Annotated in this window: 17 protein-coding genes and 1 pseudogene; 5 read left to right on the forward strand and 13 right to left on the reverse strand. The window is 70.9% G+C overall.

All coding sequences use genetic code 11. The features are described 5' to 3' along the window. Positions 1 to 13 precede the first annotated feature (13 nt). Positions 14 to 1,123: a hypothetical protein gene (locus tag ACZZ9K_RS09190; RefSeq protein WP_463443899.1), complete on the forward strand. Its 1,110-nt coding sequence runs from the start codon at positions 14 to 16 to the stop codon at positions 1,121 to 1,123. A gap of 71 nt (positions 1,124 to 1,194) precedes the next feature. Further along, entirely contained in the window at positions 1,195 to 1,833 is a 639-nt protein-coding gene (locus ACZZ9K_RS09195) for a pyridoxal 5'-phosphate synthase (protein WP_138802022.1), read from the forward strand. Between the two features lie 36 nt (positions 1,834 to 1,869). Here the strand turns inward: ACZZ9K_RS09195 and ACZZ9K_RS09200 are convergent, their stop codons facing one another. From ACZZ9K_RS09200 to ACZZ9K_RS09230, 7 genes and pseudogenes are all read right to left on the reverse strand, one after another. After that, positions 1,870 to 4,182, reverse strand: a complete 2,313-nt coding sequence (locus ACZZ9K_RS09200; RefSeq protein ID WP_463443900.1) for a GNAT family N-acetyltransferase — start codon at positions 4,180 to 4,182, stop codon at positions 1,870 to 1,872. A gap of 11 nt (positions 4,183 to 4,193) precedes the next feature. Then, positions 4,194 to 4,319, reverse strand: coding sequence for a hypothetical protein (locus ACZZ9K_RS09205; RefSeq protein ID WP_463443901.1), 126 nt, complete (start codon positions 4,317 to 4,319; stop codon positions 4,194 to 4,196). Further along, a complete protein-coding gene (locus ACZZ9K_RS09210; RefSeq protein ID WP_463444747.1) occupies positions 4,316 to 5,734 on the reverse strand; it encodes a lysine N(6)-hydroxylase/L-ornithine N(5)-oxygenase family protein in 1,419 nt (472 codons plus the stop codon). Before ACZZ9K_RS09210 ends, ACZZ9K_RS09205 begins: the two co-directional genes overlap by 4 nt. A 252-nt stretch (positions 5,735 to 5,986) precedes the next feature. After that, positions 5,987 to 7,195, reverse strand: a pseudogene (locus tag ACZZ9K_RS09215) (pyridoxal phosphate-dependent decarboxylase family protein); the annotation flags it as partial. 102 nt (positions 7,196 to 7,297) lie between these two features. Further along, positions 7,298 to 9,277 carry a LamG-like jellyroll fold domain-containing protein gene (locus ACZZ9K_RS09220; protein ID WP_463443902.1) on the reverse strand — a complete coding sequence of 660 codons (1,980 nt, stop codon included), beginning with the start codon at positions 9,275 to 9,277 and terminating at the stop codon, positions 7,298 to 7,300. A gap of 99 nt (positions 9,278 to 9,376) precedes the next feature. Beyond that, positions 9,377 to 11,827 carry an ATP-dependent helicase gene (locus tag ACZZ9K_RS09225; RefSeq protein WP_463443903.1) on the reverse strand — a complete coding sequence of 817 codons (2,451 nt, stop codon included), beginning with the start codon at positions 11,825 to 11,827 and terminating at the stop codon, positions 9,377 to 9,379. Between the two features lie 12 nt (positions 11,828 to 11,839). Further along, on the reverse strand, positions 11,840 to 12,850 hold the full coding sequence (locus ACZZ9K_RS09230; RefSeq protein ID WP_463443904.1) for a glycerophosphodiester phosphodiesterase family protein: 1,011 nt from the start codon (positions 12,848 to 12,850) through the stop codon (positions 11,840 to 11,842). Positions 12,851 to 12,956: 106 nt separating this feature from the next. Here ACZZ9K_RS09230 and ACZZ9K_RS09235 point away from each other — a divergent pair, with 106 nt between their 5' ends. Both ACZZ9K_RS09235 and ACZZ9K_RS09240 read left to right on the forward strand, forming a co-directional pair. Beyond that, a complete protein-coding gene (locus ACZZ9K_RS09235; RefSeq protein ID WP_463443905.1) occupies positions 12,957 to 13,970 on the forward strand; it encodes a DUF817 domain-containing protein in 1,014 nt (337 codons plus the stop codon). Positions 13,971 to 14,001: 31 nt separating this feature from the next. Further along, on the forward strand, positions 14,002 to 14,874 hold the full coding sequence (locus ACZZ9K_RS09240; RefSeq protein ID WP_138802029.1) for a Bax inhibitor-1/YccA family protein: 873 nt from the start codon (positions 14,002 to 14,004) through the stop codon (positions 14,872 to 14,874). Positions 14,875 to 15,221: 347 nt separating this feature from the next. Here ACZZ9K_RS09240 and guaA read toward each other — a convergent pair whose 3' ends face one another. Genes guaA through ACZZ9K_RS09265 form a run of 5 tightly spaced genes read right to left on the reverse strand, consistent with a single transcriptional unit; the run spans position 15,222 to position 20,023 of the window. Continuing rightward, on the reverse strand, positions 15,222 to 16,802 hold the full coding sequence (guaA, locus tag ACZZ9K_RS09245; RefSeq protein WP_027466690.1) for a glutamine-hydrolyzing GMP synthase: 1,581 nt from the start codon (positions 16,800 to 16,802) through the stop codon (positions 15,222 to 15,224). Beyond that, positions 16,799 to 17,245, reverse strand: a complete 447-nt coding sequence (locus ACZZ9K_RS09250; RefSeq protein ID WP_027466691.1) for a DUF3817 domain-containing protein — start codon at positions 17,243 to 17,245, stop codon at positions 16,799 to 16,801. Before ACZZ9K_RS09250 ends, guaA begins: the two co-directional genes overlap by 4 nt. Positions 17,246 to 17,255: 10 nt before the next feature. After that, positions 17,256 to 18,032 carry an SURF1 family cytochrome oxidase biogenesis protein gene (locus ACZZ9K_RS09255; RefSeq protein WP_463443906.1) on the reverse strand — a complete coding sequence of 259 codons (777 nt, stop codon included), beginning with the start codon at positions 18,030 to 18,032 and terminating at the stop codon, positions 17,256 to 17,258. A gap of 5 nt (positions 18,033 to 18,037) precedes the next feature. After that, the gene (locus ACZZ9K_RS09260; protein ID WP_027466692.1) at positions 18,038 to 19,489 is read right to left on the reverse strand and encodes a cation:proton antiporter; all 1,452 of its coding nucleotides are present in this window, start codon (positions 19,487 to 19,489) and stop codon (positions 18,038 to 18,040) included. 3 nt (positions 19,490 to 19,492) lie between these two features. Further along, a complete protein-coding gene (locus ACZZ9K_RS09265) occupies positions 19,493 to 20,023 on the reverse strand; it encodes a cation:proton antiporter regulatory subunit (protein ID WP_017885470.1) in 531 nt (176 codons plus the stop codon). Positions 20,024 to 20,098: 75 nt separating this feature from the next. On the opposite strand from ACZZ9K_RS09265, the gene ACZZ9K_RS09270 reads away from it, so the two are divergent. Further along, complete coding sequence (locus ACZZ9K_RS09270; RefSeq protein WP_138802033.1) at positions 20,099 to 20,602, forward strand: hypothetical protein; 504 nt, start codon at positions 20,099 to 20,101, stop codon at positions 20,600 to 20,602. A 225-nt stretch (positions 20,603 to 20,827) separates the two neighbouring features. Here the strand turns inward: ACZZ9K_RS09270 and ACZZ9K_RS09275 are convergent, their stop codons facing one another. Then, entirely contained in the window at positions 20,828 to 22,714 is a 1,887-nt protein-coding gene (locus ACZZ9K_RS09275) for a glycerol-3-phosphate dehydrogenase/oxidase (RefSeq protein WP_463443907.1), read from the reverse strand. Between the last annotated feature and the right edge of the window lie 22 nt (positions 22,715 to 22,736).

Genomic DNA, 22,736 nt, shown 5'->3' on the forward strand with positions numbered 1-22,736 from the left:
ACGGCAAGCGGCGATGACGACGTACGACCGGATCGCGTACCGGAACGGCACCGGCGCCCCGGCGACCGTCACGGTGGAGATGGACGTGACGAACCCCGACCACCAGGTGCACTCCACCGTGACCGTGTCGCTGCTGGGCGTCGAACACTCGGCCACGGCCGACGACGCCTTCGAGGCGCTGAGCCTGGTGCGCGCGGCACTCGACCGCGAGGGGTGGCTCCTGGGCGTGCAGGGGGCTCGCGTCGACGTGTGGCCGAGCGGGATGGCCCGACAGCAGGGTGGTGGCCTGCGTGCGTACCGACACCGCCGCGGTCGTCGTCCACGCCTCGACGACCTGGTCGACGTGTTCGCCCCGGCCGACGAACGCCTCGGCACGGTGGAGGCACAGCGGGCGTTCGTCGGAGTGAAGCCGCTGGTCGCGCGACCAGAGGCCGTCGACGACACCGAGACGATCGCCACCTCGACGACGCTTGCTCCGACCCACCCCATCGACGGACGGCCTTCCCTGATCGATCGCTTCCTCGGTCGCGCGCAGCCGGCCTCGTGGTCGGCACCGCAACGGTGGACCGCCGTGCGGGCGACGCTCGGTGACGCCCTGACTCCGGGCGAGTGGGCGGAAGCGGAAGTGCTCGCCGGCACGGTACTGGCCGGCAGGTACCAGCCGAGCACGCACCGGATCACCCGAGCGGTGGGCTGGGACGACGAGGACACCCGGTGGGCCGACCTCATCGACGTCGCCGTCGAACCGAACGGCACGATCGGCATCCGGGTGTTCCGCAGGCGGTACGTCGAGCGTCCCGGAGCACCGTTCGAGGTGGTGCACGACACCCGCGCGGACGACCTGCCACCGACGCAGTTCCGCCCGAGCGGACTCGAGACGTCCACGCGCCAGGACCAGGTGAGCGCACTCTGGCAGCACCTCCGTCGGCTCGCGCTGATCCCGGACGAGGCGCTGACCGTCATGTTCTGGCCGGACCACGGACGTGTCCCGACCGGCAGCGACGACGACCAGGGCCGAACCGTCACGTTCTCGGGCCTGGCGGACGGATCCGTCTGGACCGTCCTCGTCAGTGCGGTCGGACATCTCCGCATCACCCGGACGCTGCCGTCCGCGACGTCCTGACGAGGCCGAGGTCGACCCCGGCCTACGACCCCTTTCGAACACCGAGCCCTCAGGCACGGTTGGGTGGGTACATGTCCTCTGCCCCGCTCTCCGGTGACGACTCCCTGCACCTGCCCGAGTTCGACAGCCCGCCAGCGTCTCCGCTCGACCTCGCTCGCGACTGGCTGTCCGCGGCGAAGGACCGACAGGTCTCCGAGCCGTTGTCGATGACCCTCGCCACGGCCGGGGCCGACGGCCGTGTGTCCGCTCGCACCGTCGACGTGAAGCGCATCGAGGCGGACGGACTGGTCTTCGGCACGTCGGAGGACAGTCCGAAGGGGCGGCAGCTCGCCGAGAACCCGCACGCAGCCCTGCAGGCGTACTGGCGCGAGACGATGCAGCAGCTCCGGTTCGAGGGCCACGTCGTCCGGCTGTCGGACGCCGAGTCCGACGCCCTGTTCGCGGACCGCTCCCCGAAGTCACGCGCGGCGACGGCCATCGCGGACCAGTCGGCCGTGCTCGAGCCGCGGACCCTGCAGGACCTGATCGACGACGCGAACGACCTGCTCGACGACTCCGGCGACGACGTCCCCCGGCCGGCACGGTGGGTTGCCTGGCGTCTCGAGCCCGACATCGTGGAGTTCTGGCACGGCAGCCGCGACCGGATGCACCGACGACTGCAGTACGCACTCGCCGAGGGCACCTGGACGGCCACCCGCCTGCAGCCGTAGTCGGTACGGCTCCGGTTCGTGAGAGCCGCCGCCCCTCTACCGCCCGATCGGGTTCACCATCGCCCCCGCCCGGATGAGCGACGCCGACTGGTCCGCCAGGTCCACCATCGACAGGGTGTTCCGCAGCTGCAACCGGTTCAGGCACGAGTGCTCGAACGTCGGCACCCGCAGGTCCAGGGGACGACGGCGGTCCGGGTGCGCGGCGGCGTGGGCGTCGATGCACTCCCCCACGACCTGCCAGAAGCGGGACCCCGGCAGCACCGCGTCGTCGTCGAGGATCGCGGCGACGAACCGGAGCACCCCGTCGAACACGTCGGTGAAGACCGCGAGCGCGGCCTCGTCGTCGGACACCGGGTGCACGATCCGGTCGATGTCGGCGGGGACCGGGCGGTCGTCGTGCCGACCGAGCACCGCGGCCTCCTCGCCAATGTCCTTCATCACGGCACGGACCACGACGCCGTCGCGCACGACGAGCACCAGGTTCTCGCCGTGCGGCATGAACACCAGGTCGTGCACGGTCAGGCAGTGCACGACGGGCAGCAGGTAGGCGTCGAGCCAGCGCCGGACCCAGACGTCGGCGGGCAGACCGGAGGCCTCGATCAGCGCCGAGACCACGGCGTTCCCCGCGGCGTCCCGGTGCAGCAGCGCCGCCATAGTCAGCAGCCGCTCGCCGTCCGTCACCCGTGGCAGCGGGCTCTCCCGCCACAGGGCCGCGAGCATCTTGCGCTGCGGCGAGGACACGTCGACCCGGTGGTAGGCGTCCCCCGTGTAGCCGATGGCAGCGTGCTCCCGGAGCACCGAGAACCCGGCGGCGGCGAGCGTGGGGTCGGCGGAGACGATCGACTCGACCCAGTCGTTCACGGCCGGGGTGTTCCGCATGTACGCGGGCGACATGCCCCGCAGGAACCCCATGTTCTGCACGGCGAGCGCGGTCTTCACGTACGAGCGTGCCGGCTCGGTGCGGTTGAACGCGGTGCGGATGGACTGCTGCGGCTGGTACTCGTCGGGTCCCTCGCCCAGGTCGACCAGGTCCTGTCGGCCCAGGTCGGGCGCGAAGGTCACGGCGATCCGGTGCTGCCACTGCCACGGGTGCACGGGCAGCCACACGTAGTCGTCGGGGTCGAGCCCGCGACGCTCCAGCGTCGCACGGAACCCGGCCACGACAGTCGGTGACAGCTCTGCCTCCCAGTGCGCCTGCTCGGTCCGGTCGGCGGCGAGCGCCAGGTGCGTGTGCTCGCGTCGGGCAGCGAGCCACCGGTACCGGAACCGGCCGCCGGACTCCGGCGCGAACGCCCGGTACTCGTCGAGCCCGAACCCGATCCGGCCGTTGGCGGCGACGAACGCCGGGTGCCCCTCGGTCATCGCCGCCTCGACGTCCTGGAACGACGCGACGACGTCCTCGACGGACCCGGCCGAACCGAACGAACCGACCGACCCGGCCCCGCCCCGCCCCCGTGCCAGCTGCCCGGCCGACGGTCCGCCTCGCCGGTGCTTCGCCGCGGCGCTCGCCAGCGTCGAAGCGATCTCCTCCAGGTACGTGCCGAGCAACTCGTCGGGGATCCCGAGCACCGCGCGCAGCTCGAGCACGAGCTCCTGCGCGCTGAGCGGCGCCGGCACCCCCGCACGGGTCCGCATCAGCGAGGCCTCGTCCACCGACCAGTGCTCGAGCACGTGCTGCCGCGCCCGGAACCGGTAGGTCGACTCCCCCGCGTCGAGCCGCCACCCGTCCCCGTCCGGCACGGGTGCGATCAGCCGTTCGTGGGCGAACTCGGCGATCGCCTTCGCGACGAGGTGCCGTTCGGCGGGTTCCAGGTGCTCGGGCCGCAGGTGTGCGGCCGGCCCGTCGTCGTCGGGGACGCCGATCCGGTCGATGTCGAGCACCGACAGCAGGGCCCGCTTGCCGTCGACGTCCACCTGCCGCAGGGCGCGGAACCCGACCTCGGCGTTCTTCGCCTGCACGGCGGTGTTCCGCACGTCGGGCTCGACGACGACCCGGCAAGCGCCGAGGGCGTCCCGGCAGTGCTCGACGACGGCACGCATCACCGCGCTGGTCAGGCCGTGGACACGACCACCGGCGGGCACCGGCGCGACGAGCAGGTGCATGCCGACGTCGCCGGGTTCGGCCGCCCACACGTCGGTGAGCAGGACGGCGGAGGGGTCGTAGGTCTCCGCCAGGAAGCACGGTTCGCCGTTCCGGCGGCCGAGCCACGCTGCCTGCGCGGGGTCCGCGTGGACGCCGACCAGGTAGGCGCGCACCCCTTCCACGTCGAGGTCGCCCATCTCCCACCACGACGACGCGGGGTGGGCGAGCCACGACTGCACGACGGCGGCGTCGCGTTCCGGGTCCACGGGCTCGACGGTCAGGAGGCCCGGCTCGGCTCCCCGGGCGCGGTCGCCCCGTGCGCGTCGACCGTCGCAGTGCCCACCACACCAGCGCCCGCCGAACCGGCGACCGTCACACCGGTGCTGTCGACGACGGCGCTCATGCGGACACCTCCGTCCGTTCGGACGCGCGCCGGGCCGGCGCGCGCTCCGCGGCGCCGGGGTGGGCGGTGGACGGCTCCGAGGCGGGCAGGCCGAACTCCTGGAAGGCGATCCGGGCCTCCAGGCCGTACACGGGGCGACCCGTGACGGACCGGATGATCGACGCGTTCCGCCACGCACCCATGCCGAGGTCGGGCGCGGTCAGGCCGTGCGTGTGCTCCTCGGCGTTCTGTACCCAGATGCGTCCACCCAGGGTGTCGACGTGGTGGTCGCGGGCGACCGCCAGGCGACCGCGGGAGTCGCGGGCGACGAGGTGCTCGACCGGGTCGAGGAACCGCGGGATCCGCGGGGTGTACCCGGTGGCCAGCACCAGCTGCTCGACCTCGTGCTCGTACGTCTGGTCGAGCTGCTCGTGGCGGAGCGTCAGCCGGTACGTGCCGCGGTCGGCGAGCCAGGCGGCGTCGACGACGCTCGTCTCGGTCCGGAGCGTCGTCGGGACCGGGCCGCGCGCGCTGATCCGGTAGAGCTGGTCGTACAGGTCGTCGACCAGGTCCGCGCTGATGCCCTTGTACAGGCCACGCTGTTCCCGCCCCAGGCGATCGCGGACGGCTTCGGGCAGCCCGTGGAAGTGGTCCGTGTACTCCGGGCTCGTCATCTCGAGGGTGAGCTTGGTGTCCTCCATCGGGAAGAACCGGGGCGAACGTGTGATCCAGTCGAGCCGGTAGCCGTCCTGCCGGATGTCCTCGAGCAGTTCGCGGTAGACCTCGGCGGCGGACTGCCCGCTGCCGACGACGGCGATGGACCCGGCATCGCGCAGGGCGTCGCGGTTCGGCAGGAACCCGGCGGAGTGGATCGCCGGCCCGCCGATCCCGCGCAGCGGGGCGGGGACGGACGGCTCGGTGCCGATGCCCACGACGACGTGGTGTGCGCGGTACGTCTCGGGACCCTGATCGGTCTCGGCGTGCACCGTGAACGTGTCGGTGACCGGGTCGTGCTCGACGGCGGTCACCCGGCGGCCCCACCGCAGGGTGTCGAGCCGGTCGGCGGCCCAGCGGCAGTAGGCGTCGTACTCGCTGCGCAGGGGGTGGAAGTCCTCGCGGATGTAGAACGGGTACAGGCGCCCGGTCTCCTTGAGCCAGGCGAGGAACGAGAACGGCGAGGTCGGGTCGGCCATCGTCACCAGGTCGGCGAGGAACGGCACCTGGATCGTGGCGTCGTCGAGCATCATGCCGTGGTGCCAGGCGAAGCCGTCGGCGGCGTCGAGGAACACCGCGTCGAGGTCGGCGATCGGGTCGGTCAGGCAGGCGAGGCCGAGGTTGAACGGGCCGATGCCGACGCCGACGACGTCGTGCACGGTGGGGTCGGCGGCGGTGCGGTCGGCAGTGGTGGGGTCGGCGGCGGTGCGGTGGGCGGTCATCGGGTCGCTCCCCTCGGTCTCGGTGGTGGCGGCGCGCACCCGGGCGGCCGTCGCGACGACGTGCTCCAGCGACGCGCGCATCTGCTCCGGGGTGGTCTCGGGGTTGAGCAGCGTGAGCTTGTTGCACGGCCGGCCGTCGATGACCGTCTTGGCGATCAGCACCCGGCCCTCGGCGAGCAGGGCCGAGCGGATCGGGGCGACCAGCGCGTCGGCGGCCTCGTCCGTCATGCCGGCGGGCTGCCAGCGGAACAGCACCGTGCTGAGCTGCGTCGGCGCGACGAGCACCAGGTCGGGGTGCTCCTCGACGATCCGGTGGGTGGCCACGGCGAGGTCGATGACGGCGTCGACCGCGGCCCCGATCGCGTCGGCACCCGTCGCCCGCAGGGTGGCCCAGAGCTTCAGTGCGTCGAACCGGCGGGTGGTCTGCAGCGACTTGTCGACCTGGTTCGGCTCGGCGGCGTCCTCGGGGTTCAGGTAGTCGGCGTACCAGGCGGTGCGGCGCAGGTCCTCCGGGCGCTGCACGAGCAGGGCGCTCGACGACACCGGCTGGAAGAACGACTTGTGCAGGTCGGCGGTCACGCTCCGGGCCCGTTCGACGCCGTCGAGCAGGTGCCGGCGGGTCGGGGACACGAGCAGCCCGCAGCCGTACGCGGCGTCGACGTGCAGCCAGACTCCCTCGAGGTCACAGACGTCCGCGATCGGCTCGAGCGGGTCGATCACCCCGCGGTCGGTGGTGCCGGCGGTGGCGACGACGGCCATCGGCGTCTGCCCGGCTGCACGGGCGGCGGCGATCGCCTCGGCGAGGGCGGCGGGCACCATCCGGCCGGCGTGGTCGGTGGCGACGGCGACCACGGCCTCGAGCCCGAGCAGCCGCGCCGACTTCGCGATGCTGAAGTGGGTCTCCGCGGTCGTGAACACGGTGCCGCTGGCGCCGAGGGCCTCGCGCGCCAGCAGCAGGGCCTGCAGGTTCGACTGCGAGCCGCCCGAGGTGAAGATGCCGTCACCCGCGGCGAACCCGATCCGACCGGCGAGCCAGGCGACGACGTGCCGCTCGATCTCGGTGCCGATCCGGGACTGGTCCCAGGTGTCGACCGACGGGTTCACGGCGGCCAGGACCGACTCGGCGGCGACCGCGGGCAGCGCGACCGGGCAGTTCAGGTGCGCGAGGTACGCCGGGTCGTGGAACCAGACGGCCTCACGGACGAACAGCTCGTCGAGTTCGGCGAGCGCGCGGTCCGTCCCGAGGGGTTCGGCGTCGAGGTCGACGTCCTGCACCCGGGCCCGGAGGACCTCGGGAGCGGTGTCGGTGGTCGGACGGTCGGCGGCGGCGAAGCGGTCGGCCAGACGGTCCACCGTGGACGTCACGGCGGAGCGGTAGCGCTCGGCGGTGGCGGTGGTCAGGAGTTCGATGGGAGGTGTCACGTTAGGTAAGGCTAACCTCACAAAGCGAGATCGTGCCACCCGAACGAGGGGCGCGCCGAACGGCCGGGCGTGTCAGACGCCCGTCTGCCGGACGGCCCGGGCGCCCGCCCACCGCGCGGGTCAGGCGTCCGCCTGCGGGCGTCAGGCGTTCATGAACTCGCTCGGCTGCAGCGCCCGGCCGACGACGCGCACGTCGCCGATCGACCCGACGAACACCTGGTCGAGCTTGCCGCCGTAGCGGTAGCCACCGAGCAGCCACGGCTTGCCGATCGTGCTCAGGCCGCGGTTCGGGGTGGACGGGTTGCGGACGACCGGGCACCCGTCGACGTACAGCACGGTGTGCGTCCCGTCGTTCACCACGGCCACGTGCCACCAGGCCCCGAGCGGCAACTCGTGCCCCCAGTTCGTCAGTGACCCGTCCTGGCTCGCCGGGTACACGCACCACTGCAGTTCGCGGTCCCCCGACAGGCTCAGGGTCACGGCGGGTTCGTCCGGGTCACCGTCGGCTCCGGTCGCCTTCCCCACCTGGCCGGCGCTCGAGTACTGCGACAGCAGGGCGCTGAACCCGTTCGCGCTCGGGTCGAACGTGGTCGGCAGCGCGAAGAACGCCTCGACCGTGTAGCCGTGAGGGAACCGGGTCCGGTTGAGCGGAGCCGTGTCGACGGTCTGCAGGTGGTCCCCGCCGGTCTTGCCGCCCTGGAGCGCGAGGCTGCCGGCGCCCGGCTGGTCGGGGTGGTGCGCCGCCGTCCAGCGCAGCGCCCCCGCGACGGCACCGGTCCGGCGAGCGACCACCAGGTCGTTCCCCCGCCCGCTCTGGTCGCGCACACGCGTCGTCGGCGCGAGTGCCGCCCCGTCCGGGTTGCCGTCGAACCGCCAGTACGCCAGCGTCCCCGGCACCAGCATGCGTGCCGCCGGCCGGGAGGCCCGTGGTGCGACCGGCGCGAACCCCGCGAAGCGTGCGTCGAAGTCCACCGCCATGGTGAAGCGGTCGACGTCACCGCTGAGGGTGATCTCCTGGGCCGCGAGCTCGTTCGTCTCGCCGAGCCCACCGGCGAGCAGGAACGGCGACAGCGTCTCGACGTCGATGACGTTCCGCTCGAGGTCGACGTGGTACAGCCGGATCATGGCCGCCCCGCCGTAGTAGCGGTTCTGGTAGTTGGTCAGGTGCAGGGCGACGTCGTGCCCCAGGGCGTTCTTCGACGTCGTGCGGCCCGGACCCCAGTAGTGCCCGTTGAGCGTCAGGAACACCTGGTCGTGCTTCGAGATGAAGGAGTCCCAGAGCTGCTGGCCGTAGGGGTCGAACGCCGCCCCACCGCTGGCGTCCGAGTCGACGAGGGCGTGCGTCGTGAGGATGACCGGGGCGTGCGGCCGTGCCGCGAGCACGGAGCTGGCCCAGGCGAGCCCGCTCGCGCTCGTCCGCCAGTCGAGCGCGAGGACGACCCACTCGCGGCCGGCCGCGGTGAACCGGTGGGCGGTGTTGTAGCCGTCCGGGCTCGAACCGATCCAGCCCGGGGCCTTCCGGAACCGCTGCGGGCCGAACACGTCGAGGTACGGGGTTCGGCCGCGCTGGTCGTCGGTCGACGAGTCGACGTCGTGGTTCCCGGCGAGCACGCTGTAGGGGGCACCGGCACGGTCGAGCACGTCGAAGACCGCGCCGGACGCACGCATCTCGGACGCCGCACCGTTCTGCGTCAGGTCGCCGAGGTGGACGAGGAACACCGTGTTGTGCCGGGCCTGCTCGCGGACGACGTACTCGAGCGAGGCGCGCATCGGTGCCGGGTCGACCGCGGCACCGTCGAACATGTACTGCGTGTCCGGCATCACGGCGACGGTGAAGCGTGGCGAGGTCGTGTCCGGGCGCCACCGTCCGGTGTGCCCGCGCGCCACCGCCGCCTGAGCGGCCTCGGTCGATCCACCCAGTGCCGCCGGGGCGACAGCGGGTGCCGCGGACAGTGCCTCGGCGACGGCCGGGGCACTGCCGAACCCGTTCGACGCCACGAGACCGGCGGCACCGGCGAGTCCGGACCCGACCAGGAAGCCCCGGCGGGAGACCGGGATGCGCTTGCTGCGGTCTCCGGAGTGGTCGTCGGCGTCGTCGCGATCGTCAGGGCTGTTCTGCACAGCACCGCACGGTACGGACCGCGGGGGAACGCCCCGGGTCCGTTCCGTGAACTCCAGACGGGCTGCGACTGCCGGTTCGGTGTAGACCGGTGAGGGCTCCTACAGCTTCTCGATCGGGGCGATCTTGATGAGGAGCTTCTTGCGGCCCGCGGAGTCGAACGCGATCTCCGCGATGCGCTTGGCACCCTGACCCGTCACCGCGGACACCGTGCCCTCGCCGAAGTCGACGTGCTTGATGCGGTCGCCGGCGACGAGTTCCATGTCGCCGTTGTCGCGCACCTGCCCGGACACCCGGTTCGCCCACTCGGTCTTCGGGCGGGTCTTCGACGCTGCCGCTGCGCGGTCGTACGAGCCGCCGCCCCAGCCGCCACCACCGCGGTAGCCGCCGCCACCACCACCGCCGCCGCCGAAGCCGCCGTCGCGCTTGGCGTTCAGGGCGCGGGGCTGCGTGCCACCACGGCTGTTCGCCATGCCCGGGGACTGCTTCCACTCGATGAGCCCCTCGGGGATCTCCTGGAGGAAGCGCGAGGGCATCGCCACGTTCACGTCGCCGAACTGGGCACGGGTCATCGCGAGGGACAGGAACAGGACCTTCTTGGCGCGGGTGATGCCCACGTAGAACAGCCGGCGCTCTTCCGACGGCCCGCCGGGTTCGTTGGCGGACATCCGGTGCGGGAGCAGGTCTTCCTCGACGCCGGTCAGGAACACCGCGTCGTACTCCAGGCCCTTCGCGGTGTGCAGCGTCATCAGCGACACCGTGCCCGAGGAGTCGTCGAGCTCGTCCGCCGCGGCGACCAGCGAGACCTCGGTCAGGAAGTCCGACAGCGTGCCCTCGGGGTTGTTCTTCTGGAACTCACGCGTCACGGCCACGAGCTCGTCGATGTTGTCGGCACGGGCGGCGTCCTGCGCGTCGGGCGACTTCCGCAGGTTGTCGAGCAGCCCGGAGCCGTCGAGCAGCTGCGTCAGGGTGTCGACCACCGGCTGCGTCGGGGCCTTCTCAGACACGGAGTCGAGCAGTGCCGCGAACTCGGTGATGGCGTTCCGCACCTTCGGCCCGAACCCGAGCTCACCCGCGTGCCGCAGGGCGTCGCGCATCGTGGTCTCGTGCTCGTCGGCGTAGCGCTGCAGCGTGGTCTCGGTGACCGAGCCGATGCCGCGCTTGGGCACGTTGAGGATGCGGCGCAGGGCCATCGGGTCGGCCGGGTTGGCGACGGTGATCAGGTACGCCATGGCGTCCTTGATCTCGGCGCGCTCGTAGAACTTCGTGCCGCCGAGCACCCGGTACGGGATCGCCGCACGGATGAAGATCTCCTCCAGCGCACGGGTCTGCGAGTTGGTCCGGTAGAACACCGCCATGTCGCGGTAGTCCATGCCGTCTTCACGCAGGCGCTGGATCTCGTCGGCGACGAACTGCGCCTCGTCGTGGCCGGTGTACCCGGTGAAGCCGACGATCTTCTCGCCGGCACCGACGTCGGTGAACAGGCTCTTCGCCTGACGGTCGAAGTTGTTCGCGATGACCGCGTTCGCCGCGTCGAGGATGTTCTGCGTCGAGCGGTAGTTCTGCTCGAGCAGGATCGTCTTGGAGTTCGGGAAGTCCCGCTCGAACTCGACGATGTTGCGGATGTCCGCCCCGCGGAACGCGTAGATCGACTGGTCGGAGTCGCCGACCACCGTCAGGGACGCGGGGGCGATCGACCCGTCGGTCTCCCGCATCCGGGCGACGTGCTGGCCGGAGTCCTCGAGCTTGTCGACCTGTTCGACCGGCACCGGGCGGGTGAGCTCACGGATCAGGGCGTACTGGGCATGGTTCGTGTCCTGGTACTCGTCGACCAGGATGTAGCGGAAGCGGCGCTGGTACAGGGCGGCGACGTCCGGGAAGGCCCGGAACAGGAACACCGTCTGGCCGATGAGGTCGTCGAAGTCGAACGCGTTCGCCCGGCGGAGTTCGTTCGTGTAGCGCCGGAACACCTCGGTGAACATGACCTCTTGCGGGTCGTTCACGTTGATGTTGCGCGCGTAGGTGTCGATGTCCTGCAGCTCGTTCTTGAGCTTCGAGATCTTCGACGCCGCGGCGCCGACGGTCAGCCCGAGGGAGTCGGCCTCGAGCTCCTTGATGATCCGCTTCATCAGCGCCTTGGAGTCGGCGGAGTCGTAGATCGTGAACGACTGCGGGAACCCGAACCGCTCGGCTTCGCGTCGCAGGATGCGCACGCACGCCGAGTGGAACGTGGAGATCCACATCCCCTCGGCCTCGCCACCGACCAGGGCCCGGACACGCTCGCGCATCTCGGCCGCGGCCTTGTTCGTGAACGTGATCGCCAGGATCTGCGACGGCCAGGCTTCGCGGTTGGCGAGCAGCAGCGCGATGCGGCGGGTGAGCACGCTCGTCTTGCCGGAACCGGCACCGGCCACGATCAGCAGGGACTCGCCGCGGTACTCGACGGCTTCCTTCTGCTGGGGGTTCAGGCCCGCGGTGAACGGGTCTTCGTACGCGCGGGCACCGGCGCCCGGTTCGGGCGTCGATTCGAAGGGGTCGAGCACGATCGTCATGTCCGGGACAGTCTAGGCGGGACCCCCGACAGCGGACCGGGCGAGCACCGCCAGGTCGGGGTGGTCGGCGAACACCCCGTCGAGTCCGGTGCGGATCACGGACGTGAACCACCGCTCCCAGTCGCCGAACGCCGCGACGTCGCCACCACGGCGCAGCGGCGACGGCAGGAACCGGTTCTCCGGCCGGAGGGTCCACGTGTACACGGCGAGCCCGGCGGCGTGAGCGCGGTCGACGATCGCGCTGCGCACCGGCGTCGGGTCGTCGAGCGCGACGCTGTCGATGCCGGCCATCAGGGTGCCGAGGTCGACGCTGATGCCGTTGAACTCGGTCGCGAACGACGCGAGCGCGTCCTCGGAGCGCTCGGCGGCGTAGGTGGGGGCGAGCGATCCGTGGGACGCGACCTCGTCCGCGGCGCTGCCACGGGCCTCCTGGAGGTACACGAGTCGACCACCGGTCCCCCGCTCGCGCAGGTCGCGCAGCACGCCCTTCTCGAAGCTCTCCACCGTGAGCCGCTCGTCCTGCCGCCACCCGGCCTCGCCGAGCGCGGCGTCGACGAGTTCACCCATCGGGAACCCGGCGCGGTCGAAGGACGCGGCGTGCTTGACCTCGGCGACGAGCCCGACCGGGCGGGGCGCGGCGTCGAGGATCGCGAGCAGGTCGACGAGCCGCAGGATCGGCTGCGCACCGTCGTGCTCGGCGGATCCCGGGCGCAGCACCGGCAGGCGCTCGCGGGTGCGGAGCGTCTGCAGCTCGGCCCACGTGAAGTCCTCGGTGAACCAGCCCGTCAGGGTCTGCCCGTCGACGGTCTTCGTCGTGCGCAGGTGCCGGAACTCGGGGTGGTCGGCGACGTCCGTGGTGCCCGAGACCTCGTTCTCGTGCCGGAGCACCAGGACGCCGTCCCTCGTGGGCACCAGGTCCGGTTCGATCGCGTCGGCACCGAGCTCGATCGCGAGCTCGTACGCGCTCCGCGAGTGCTCGGGGCGGTAGCCGGACGCACCACGGTGGGCGATCACGAGGGTCATGGCGCGACCCTACTGGCCGCGGGTGACCAGCGGGGCGCCTGTGTCGCGGGACACACCGGTGGCTCCGGGGGCTGTCGTTCCCAGGGACGGCACCGAGCATCACCGCATGACCGTCCGTTCGCTCTCCACCGCCGTCGAGGCCCGGATCGACCGGGCCGCTCGCCGTCTGCTCGACGCCGGGCACCAACCGCACCGGCCCGTCCGGGTGTTCGTCACCGAGTTCCTGGTGTTCGGCGCGAAACAGGCCTGGGCGTGCGCGTTCGGGGCGCTGCTGCTCGCGACCATGGCCGTGGTGCACCTGACCGTGCCGGCAGCGATGCGGAACGACGTCCTGACGATCGCGGCCGTGCTGCTGCAGGTCGGCATGCTCGTGTTCGGGCTCGAGACCGTGCGCGAACTCCGGGTCGTGCTGCTGTTCCACGTCGTCGGCACCGCGATGGAGGTGTTCAAGACCCACATGGGCTCGTGGAGCTACGAACCCGGAGGGCTGTTCGTCGTCGCCGGGGTGCCGCTGTTCTCGGGGTTCATGTACGGCGCCGTCGGGTCGTACATGGTCAGGGTCTACCGGCTGTTCGACCTGCGGTTCGACCGGTACCCGCGGCAGTGGCTGCTGGCGGTCGTGGCGGGCGGGATCTACCTGAACTTCTTCGGCCACCACTTCGTCGCCGACGCCCGGTACCTGCTGCTCGCGCTCGTGCTGCTGCTCTTCGTCCGCACGACCATGCACGTCCGGATCCACCGGGCGACGCTGCGGATGCCCGTGCTCGTCGCGATGGGCCTCGTCGCGGTGTTCATCTGGGCGGCGGAGAACGTCGCGACCTGGGCCGGGGCGTGGAGCTACCCGGCGCAGCTGGCGGTGTGGCAGCCGGTGGCACCGACGAAGATCGTGGCGTGGTTCCTGCTCATGACGATCTCGGTCGCGCTCGTCACCTGGCTCTACCCGGCGCTGCCGTCCGGACGGGTGGGCTCCACCGGCTCGGCGGGCTCGACGGCGGACTCTCGACGTCCTCGGGGCGCGCGTGCAGCGGGCGACCCTAGGCTTCCCTCGTCGGGGCCCGTTGGGCCCGCGTCCGCTCGCCGCGAATCCTCAGCCTTCCGCGACCGAGCGCCCCTAGGCTGAGAGGACTCGAATCTCCTAGGAAGAGGACACCATGGCCTTCAAGCCCGGTTTCGACCAGTCCCCCGCCTTCAACGCACAGGGGGCAAACACCTGGGGCGGGCGCGGTGCTGGTCAGCAGCAGGCCGGCTGGGGACAGACCCCGCAGCAGGCCCAGGGTGGCATGACCCCCGAGCAGCTGCAGTACATGTACGACCGCCCGACTGCGTCCCCGGTGGACACCGACCGCATGTCGTACGAAGACACCATCGTCAAGACGCTGCTCGCGTTCGGCGTGCTCGTCGTCGGCGCGGTGGCCGGTTGGAACCTGCCGCCGGTCGTCTGGATCGTCGGCGCGCTCGTCGGGTTCGTCCTGGCGCTCGTCAACACCTTCAAGAAGAAGCCGTCGCCGGGTCTGATCCTGACGTACGCGTTCTTCGAGGGGCTGTTCGTCGGCGGTATCTCGAACTACTTCCAGACCGCGTTCCCCCAGGCCGACGGCATCGTGGCGCAGGCCGTGTTCGGCACCCTCGGCGTGTTCTTCGTCACCCTGCTCCTGTTCCGCTCGGGCAAGGTCCGCGCGACCCCGAAGGCCACGCGCTTCTTCCTGATCGCGATGGTCGGGTACATGGCGTTCTCCCTCGTGAACCTGGTCCTGATGTGGACCGGCGTGACGCAGAGCGCGTTCGGCCTGATGGGCGTGACGCTCTTCGGCATCCCGCTCGGTGTGCTCATCGGCATCTTCGTGGTCGTCATGGCGGCGTACTCGCTGATCCTCGACTTCGACCAGATCAAGACCGGTGTCGAGCGCGGCGCACCCCGCATCTACGCCTGGACCGCGGCGTTCGGCCTCATCGTGACGCTCGTCTGGCTGTACCTCGAGATCCTGCGCATCCTCGCCATCATCGCGAGCAGCTCGCGCAACTAGTACCACCGCACACGCGAAGGGCCCCGGCGCTGCCGGGGCCCTTCGTCGTTCCCGGGCCGGTGGTCGACGCCGGCGGGGGCGGGGGGGCGGCGGTGCCGGCCCGAGCGGCGGTCCTGGCGCCGGCGGTCCCAGCGCTGGCGGTCCCAGTGGTCACAACACCCCGCCGGTCGCCCACCGAGTGGTCACGAAGTGTCGTCCGGGCAAGGGCCAGCCGACACTTCCTGACCACTCGGCACCGGGCCCGCGGGGTGTTGCGACCACTCAACGGCCCCGGCAGCGCCACCCGCGAACACACGAAGGCCCGGCACGCGTGACGCGTACCGGGCCTTCCGTTGCTCAGGGGAGCCCTACTCCCACTCGATCGTCCCCGGCGGCTTCGACGTGACGTCGAGCACGACCCGGTTGACGTCGGGCACCTCGTTCGTGATGCGGTTCGAGATCTTCGCGAGGGTGTCGTACGGCAGACGCGTCCAGTCGGCGGTCATGGCGTCCTCGGACGAGACCGGACGGAGCACGATCGGGTGCCCGTAGGTCCGGCCGTCGCCCTGCACGCCCACGGAGCGGACGTCGGCGAGCAGCACGACCGGGCACTGCCAGATCTCCTGGTCGAGGCCGGCCGCGGTGAGCTCTTCGCGGGCGATCTTGTCGGCCGCGCGGAGCAGTTCGAGCCGCTCCTTCGTGACCTCGCCGACGATGCGGATGCCGAGGCCCGGGCCGGGGAACGGCTGGCGACCGACGATGACCTCGGGCAGCCCGAGCTCGCGGCCGACCGCACGGACCTCGTCCTTGAACAGGGTGCGCAGCGGCTCGACGAGCTCGAACGTCATGTCCTCGGGCAGGCCGCCGACGTTGTGGTGCGACTTGATGTTCGCGGTGCCTGCTCCGCCGCCGGACTCGACGACGTCGGGGTAGAGCGTGCCCTGCACGAGGAACTTGACCTCGGCGTCGGAGTCGGAAGCCTGCGCCTCGAGCACGAGTGCCTCGGCCGCGCCCTCGAACGTGCGGATGAACTCGCGCCCGATGATCTTGCGCTTCTGCTCGGGGTCGCTCACGCCGGCGAGGGCGTCGAGGAACTGCTGCTCGGCGTCGATCGTGATGAGCCGGACGCCGGTGGAGGCGACGTAGTCCTCTTCGACCTGCTTGCGCTCGTCGGCCCGGAGGAGTCCGTGGTCGACGAAGACGCAGGTCAGCTGGTCGCCGACGGCCTTGTGCACCAGGGCTGCGGCGACGGCGGAGTCGACACCACCGGAGAGCCCGGCGATGACCCGTGCGGAACCGACCTGCTCGCGGATGCGGGCGACCTGCTCCTCGATGACGTTGCTGGAGTTCCAGTCGCCGGGCAGCCCCGCGGCACGGTGCAGGAAGTTCTCGAGAACGGCCTGGCCGTACACGGAGTGCTTGACCTCGGGGTGCCACTGCACGCCGTAGAGCTTGCGCTCGTCGGACGCGAACGCCGCGACGGGCGTCGACGCGCTCGAGGCGAGCACCTCGAAGCCGGCCGGTGCCTTGGCCACGGAGTCGCCGTGCGACATCCACGTCACCTGGTCCGCCGGCTGGTCGCCGAGCAGAGTGCTGGTGCCGGGGGCGAGCGTCACGTCGGTGGCGCCGTACTCGCGCAGACCGGTGTTCGCGACCTCGCCGCCGAGGGCGGTCGCCATGGCCTGGAAGCCGTAGCAGATGCCGAGCACGGGGACGCCGAGGTCGAGGATGTCACCGTCGAGGGACGGCGCGCCTTCTTCGTACACGGACGACGGACCACCGGACAGCACGATGGCCGCCGGGTCCTTGGCGCGGATCTCGTCCGCGGTGATGGAGTGCGGCACGATCTCGCTGTAGACGTTCGCTTCACGGACCCGACGCGCGATGAGCTGCGCGTACTGGGCCCCGAAGTCGACGACGAGGACGGGACGCTGTTCGGTCTCGCTCACCGAGCGGCCTCCTTCTCACGCTGCTGGGCAGCGATCAGCTCGTGGTAGGTGTCCATGGCCTGCTGCTGCATGCGGTGTTCGACCACGAAGGACATGAACGGGATGATGCCCCCGAGGGCGATGAGCAGGAAGCGCGACGGCCTCCAGCGCATGATGCTCCACAGACGGAAGTCCGTGAAGAGGTAGAGCACGTACAGCCAGCCGTGGGCGATGAGGATCGCGATCGACAGGTTGAACGTGCCCGGGGTCTCGCCCGCCGTGCCGTTGGGCACGAAGAACGGACCGTTGCCGAGCTGCATCTCGAGCTGCAGCGGCGTGTACTTGATGATGACCTCGACCACCAGGGCGAGCAGCAGCACACCGGTGATGTACGCCGAGACGCGGTACCACTTCACCGCCCCCGGGATCTTGGGGATGTCACGGGTTCGGACGGTCAGGGCCATGCCGGCAATCCTACCGTCGGAGCGCGTCGGCTTCGGTGGCGAGCGCTGCCTCGCGATCCTCTTCCTGCTCGCGCTCCCAGGCGTCCTTCACGAACCGGTACCAGAGGAACACGGCGAAGCCGGCGAAGACGACCCACTCGATCGCGTAGAACAGGTTGAGCCAGTCGAACTGGACCTCGCGCGACGGCGCACGGTCGGCGATGGTGCCGAGGTCGGCGGCCTTCGCGGTGGAGCCGTCGGCGACCACGTACCCGAGGTACATGCGGTCGTCGAAGGCCTGCCAGGTGTTCACGAACCGGGCGGGGGCGACCGCCGAGTACTCGCCCTTCTTGTAGGCGTCCTGGTCGGGCGACTCGGCCGGGTAGTAGCGACCCTGGATCGTGAGCGTCTGCCCGTCCGCCAGGCGCTCGCCCCCGGCGACGGCGGCCGCCCGCTGGTCGGACCATCCGATGACGACCGGGAGGCTCGCCCCACCGTCCGAGTCCACCAAGTGACCGACGGTCTGGTACTTCCCACCCCCGGTGCGGCCGGTCAGGACGGTGGTGTCGTCGGCGACGAAGGTCCCGGTGACGGTGACCTTCTGCCCGGCGAGACTCTCGCTGACGGGGCGCTCGGGGGTGGTGACCGCCTCAAGCGTGCGGCGGGTCTCGGTGGTCGCAGGCAGGGGCTTGCCGTTGGCGATCGACCGCTCCAGCTGCCACTTGCCCAGCCCGGCGAACACCGCCGCCAGCACGAGCGCCAGCAACAGCAGCGCGATCCACCTCGGTCGTCGGGCAACGGCCCACATCTGTATCAGTACTCCGGATCGCGCTGTCGGACCGGGCGCTCGGGGCGCTCGGCGGGGATCTCGACCGGCGACGTCACGGGGGCGGACGTCGGCTCGGACCCCTCATTGTCTCGCTCGTCCCTGCCAGCTGCCTCGACGAGCGCGAACTCCTCGGCGAACTGGCGGTCCCGCTCGGCCTTCCGCGCCGCGGCGGTGGCATCCGCCTCGGCCTCGGCCGCTTCGGCGCTCTCGGCAGCGGCTGCCGCGGCGACGGCACGTCGGCCGCCCAGGCGTCCGCGCAGGCGGATGAGCCGACCCGGGCGCACCACGAGGCGGCCGATCCGGTCCGAGTTCACCGCGAGCAGCGGCCCGAGGACGGCCATGCAGAGGACGTAGAGGCCCGCGAAGGCGGTGATCCGCGCCTCCAGCCCGGCGGCAGCCGACAGCGTCGCGAGGATCAGTGCGAACTCACCCCGGTTCACCAGGATGACGGCGGTGTTGATGCCCTGCTGGACGTTGAAGCCGTTCATCCGCGCGACGATCTGGCCGGCGACCGCGTTGAGCACGACCGTCATGCCGATGGCGCCGAGGACGGGCCAGAGCACCTCGCCGAAGGTCGACAGGTCGAGGCCGAGCCCGAAGTTGACGAAGAAGAACGCGGCGAAGACGTCGCGCATCGGCAGGGCGAGCTGTTCGATGCGGTCGCGGTACCGGGTCGCTCCGCAGAGCAGGCCGATGACGAAGGCACCGATGGCGTCGGTCACGCCGAGCAGGTCGCCGATGCCGCCGAACATGACCGCGAGTCCGAAGAACAGCACCGTGAACAGCTCGTCGTCACGGGTGGCGAAGATCTTCGAGACCCACTTGCCCGCGAAGCGCGCGAGCGTGAACATCACGATGAGGAACCCGAACGCGAGTGCCAGCTTGCCGACGACGGCCCAGACGTTGGTGTCGCCGGACAGCACGACGGAGACGATCGCCAGGTAGACGGCGATGAAGACGTCCTCGATCACGGTGACGCCGAGGATCATCGGGGTCTCGTCGTTCGCCAGGCGCCGGAGCTCGATGAGGAGCTTCGTCACGATGGCGCTCGAGGACGTCGCCGTCATGCCCGCGATGATCAGGGCTTCACGGGTACCCCAGCCGAGCGAGAACCCGAAGGCGAACCCCACGCCCATGTTGATGACGACGTAGGTGCCGCCCGACACCAGGAGCTTGCCGGCGTTGCCGTAGAACTCCTCTTGGTCGAACTCGAGCCCGAGGTTGAACAGCAGCAGGATGAGCCCGAACGTCGCGATGAGCTCGATCGTGTGGGACTCGACGCTCAGCCCGAACCACGGCGTGTTCGGACTCGCGACGAGTCCGACCACCATGTAGATCGGGATGGCCGGCAGACCGATGGTCTTGCCGAGCCGGCCCAGGACGTAGGCGATGACGAAGAGCACACCGATGGTGAGCAGCTCACCACCCAGGTGCATGCGCTAGCTCTTCCGCGGGGCCTCGGCCGAGGCGGCCGCAAGCTCTCCGCTGCGGTAGAAGGAGAACGCCTTGGCGACCTTCTCGGGGGAACCGGCGACGACGATCGTGTCTCCGGGGAAGACGACGAAGTCCGACGAGGGCGCCGGGTTGGCACTGTCGCCACGGACCACGGCGACGACGGTCAGGCCGATGAAGCCCGAGTCGTGCAGGTCGCCGAGGGGCTTGCCCGCGATGGCGTCGTCGTAGTCGACGGAGAACCAGTCGATGGACAGCCCCGGGATCTCGTCGAGCTTGTCGAGGCCCTCGGTGATCCGGGTGCCGCCGAGCAGTTCGGCGAGCGTGTGCGCTTCGTCCTCGCTGAGACGCAGCGAGACCTTTTCCGACTTGTCCGCGCCGTCGGAGACGTCGGCGAACGAGATGAGGTCGGAGTGCCCCGACCGGTGCGTGATGACACCGCACTTGCCACCGTCGTCGGTGTAGAAGCTGTGCAGCACGCCGACTCCGGGGAGTTTGACGCGATGGACGTCGACCATGATGGCTCCCTTTTCGAGTACCCCGATGATAACCACCAGGACCGCCCGCGCATTCCGCTCACTAGAGTTCTGTGGATGGGGAGAACACGGATCGCCGTGGCCGTCGTCGGGGTGCTGGTCGTGACGCTGTACGCGGCGCTGCTGGCGGTGAACGCACTGGTGCTGGACCCGCTCGCAGCGGTCCCCGGTGCGACCCTGGCCGAGATCCACGCCGAGCTCACGCAGCAGGGCTTCCCGGTCGGGGCAGACGTCGCGACCGTCGTCGGGATCGCCGTCGTCGGCGTCCTGTTCGCCGCGGGGCTGTCGGTGCTGCTGCTCATCACCCGGGCACCGGCGCACGTCATCGCGGCGGTGCTGCTCGCCGTCGTGGTGATGGGGACGCCGATGTCGTTCGTGGCGGCGATCGCCCTCGGCATGGACGTCGCGGACGCCTACGGGGTCGGCGGCGGTGACCACACGATCTGGTCGGGCGTGCTGTACGTGACGAGCCTCGTCGCGCTGATCGCGATCCCGGTGGTGCTCGTGGTGGGACAGTCGGTGCACGTGCGCCGCGCTGCCCTGCGGGCGCGCGCCGTCTGACGGACGCACCACGGGCCTCCAGTCCGGTCTTCCGTCCTTCCGGTCTGGAGGCGCGGGTGGACCCCGCAAGACGCCGTCGTCTTGTCCAGACGCCTCGTCGGCACCGAGACGCCGCCGGATCCGGCGGCGTCTCGACGACCAGACGGCGTCAACACGACGCGACGGCGTCTTGTCCGACCCGCAGACGCCGGCTTTCCGGTGACACGACGGCGTCTGCTGGCCTCGCTACTCCGGCTCGCTCGTCTTCTCGCCGACGACCTGCTCGTCGGACGCCTTCGCGCCCTCGGCGCCGTCCGAGCGACCGCCGCCCACGACCACGTCGTCCTCGTCGAAGCCGAACGCGATGTCCGGGGCCTCGAGCCGCACGCGGTCCGCACTCTCGTCGTCGGGCTGCAGCTGCGACTCCCGTTCGGCGGCGACGCGCTTCAGGTAGTTCGCGACCTCGTGCTCGGTCGTCTCCTGGTCCCAGCCGAGCACGTCCGCCATGAGCTTCGCGGCGACGGGCGCTGCTGATTCGCCGCGGTCCCACGCCTCGATGGAGATGCGGGTGCGGCGGGCGAGGACGTCCTCCAGGTGCAGGGCGCCCTCGTGCGAGGCGGCGTAGACGACCTCGGCGCCGATGTAGTCGTCGGCCCCCGGCAGCGGCTCGGCGAGCGCCGGGTCCTGCTCGACGAGCTGCAGCACCTCGGTCGCGAGGGTGCCGTACCGGTTGAGCAGGTGCTCGATGCGGACCTTGTGCACGTTGAAGCTCCGTGCGGTGCGGGCGCGTCGGTTCCACGCGGCCGGGTACCCTTCGGCGCCGAGGAGCGGGATGTCCTCGGTCGTCGACTCCGGGATCCTGCCGTCCATGGCCGCGACGGCCTCGTCGATGGCGTCCTTGCCCATCACCCGGTAGGTGGTCCACTTGCCGCCGGCGACCACGACGAGGCCCGGGACGGTGTGGGCGACGACGTGCTCCCGGCTGAGCTGCGAGGTCTGGTCGGACTCCCCCGCCAGGAGCGGGCGGAGGCCGGCGTAGACGCCCTCGACGTCCTCGCGGGTCAGCGGGACGGCGAGCACCTTGTTCACGTGCTCGAGGATGTAGTCGATGTCCGCCGCGGTCGCTGCCGGGTGCGCCTTGTCGAGGTACCAGTCGGTGTCCGTCGTGCCGACGAGCCAGTGCCGGCCCCACGGGATGACGAAGAGCACGCTCTTCTCGGTGCGCAGGATCATGCCCGTGTTCGACTGGAACCGGTCCCGGGGGATCACGAGGTGGACGCCCTTCGACGCCCGCACCTTGAACTGGCCACGGGTGCCGATCATCGCCTGGGTGTCGTCGGTCCAGACACCGGTGGCGTTGACGACCTGCTTCGCGCGGATCTCGAACCGTTCGCCGGTCTGGATGTCGTGGGCCTGCGCACCGACCACGCGCTCTCCGACCTTGATGAACCCCTCGATGCGGACACGACTCGCTGCCTCGGCGCCGTACGAGGCCGCGGTGCGCACGAGCGACGCGACGTAGCGGGCGTCGTCGACCTGGGCGTCGTAGTACGTCATGCCGCCGACGAAGGCGTCCTTCTTGAGCCCGGGCATGTTCCTGAGCACTTGCTTCCGCCTGAGGTGCCGGTGGTGCGGGACGCCGGGCGGACGGCCGCCGGACCAGCTGAACACGTCGTACATCGCCATGCCGATGCCGATGTAGAAGCGCTCCCACACCCGGTGGTTGAGCGGGTAGAGGAAGCGCACGGGCTTCACCAGGTGCGGGGCGATGCGCTGGAGCAGCAGGCCGCGTTCGATGAGGGCCTCGCGGACGAGCGCGAAGTTGAGCTGCTCCAGGTAGCGGATGCCGCCGTGCACGAGCTTGGACGAGCGGCTCGACGTCCCCGAGCCCCAGTCGCGCGCCTCGACGATGCCGACGCTCAGGCCGCGGGTCACGGCGTCGAGCGCACTGCCCGCACCGACGATCCCGCCGCCGACGACCAGGACGTCGAGCTCCTTTGTCTTCAGCGTCTCGATCGCGGCCGCACGTTCGTCCGGGCCGAGCTTCGCCGCGGGGTCGAACCCCACGCCGGGCGCAACGTCACGCGGACGTCCGGCCGTGCTGGTCTGCTTCGTCGTGCTGGACTTGGCCATCGTCGCCTCCGGGTCACGGTCG

It is taken from the genome of Curtobacterium sp. AC268, from assembly GCF_979258745.1.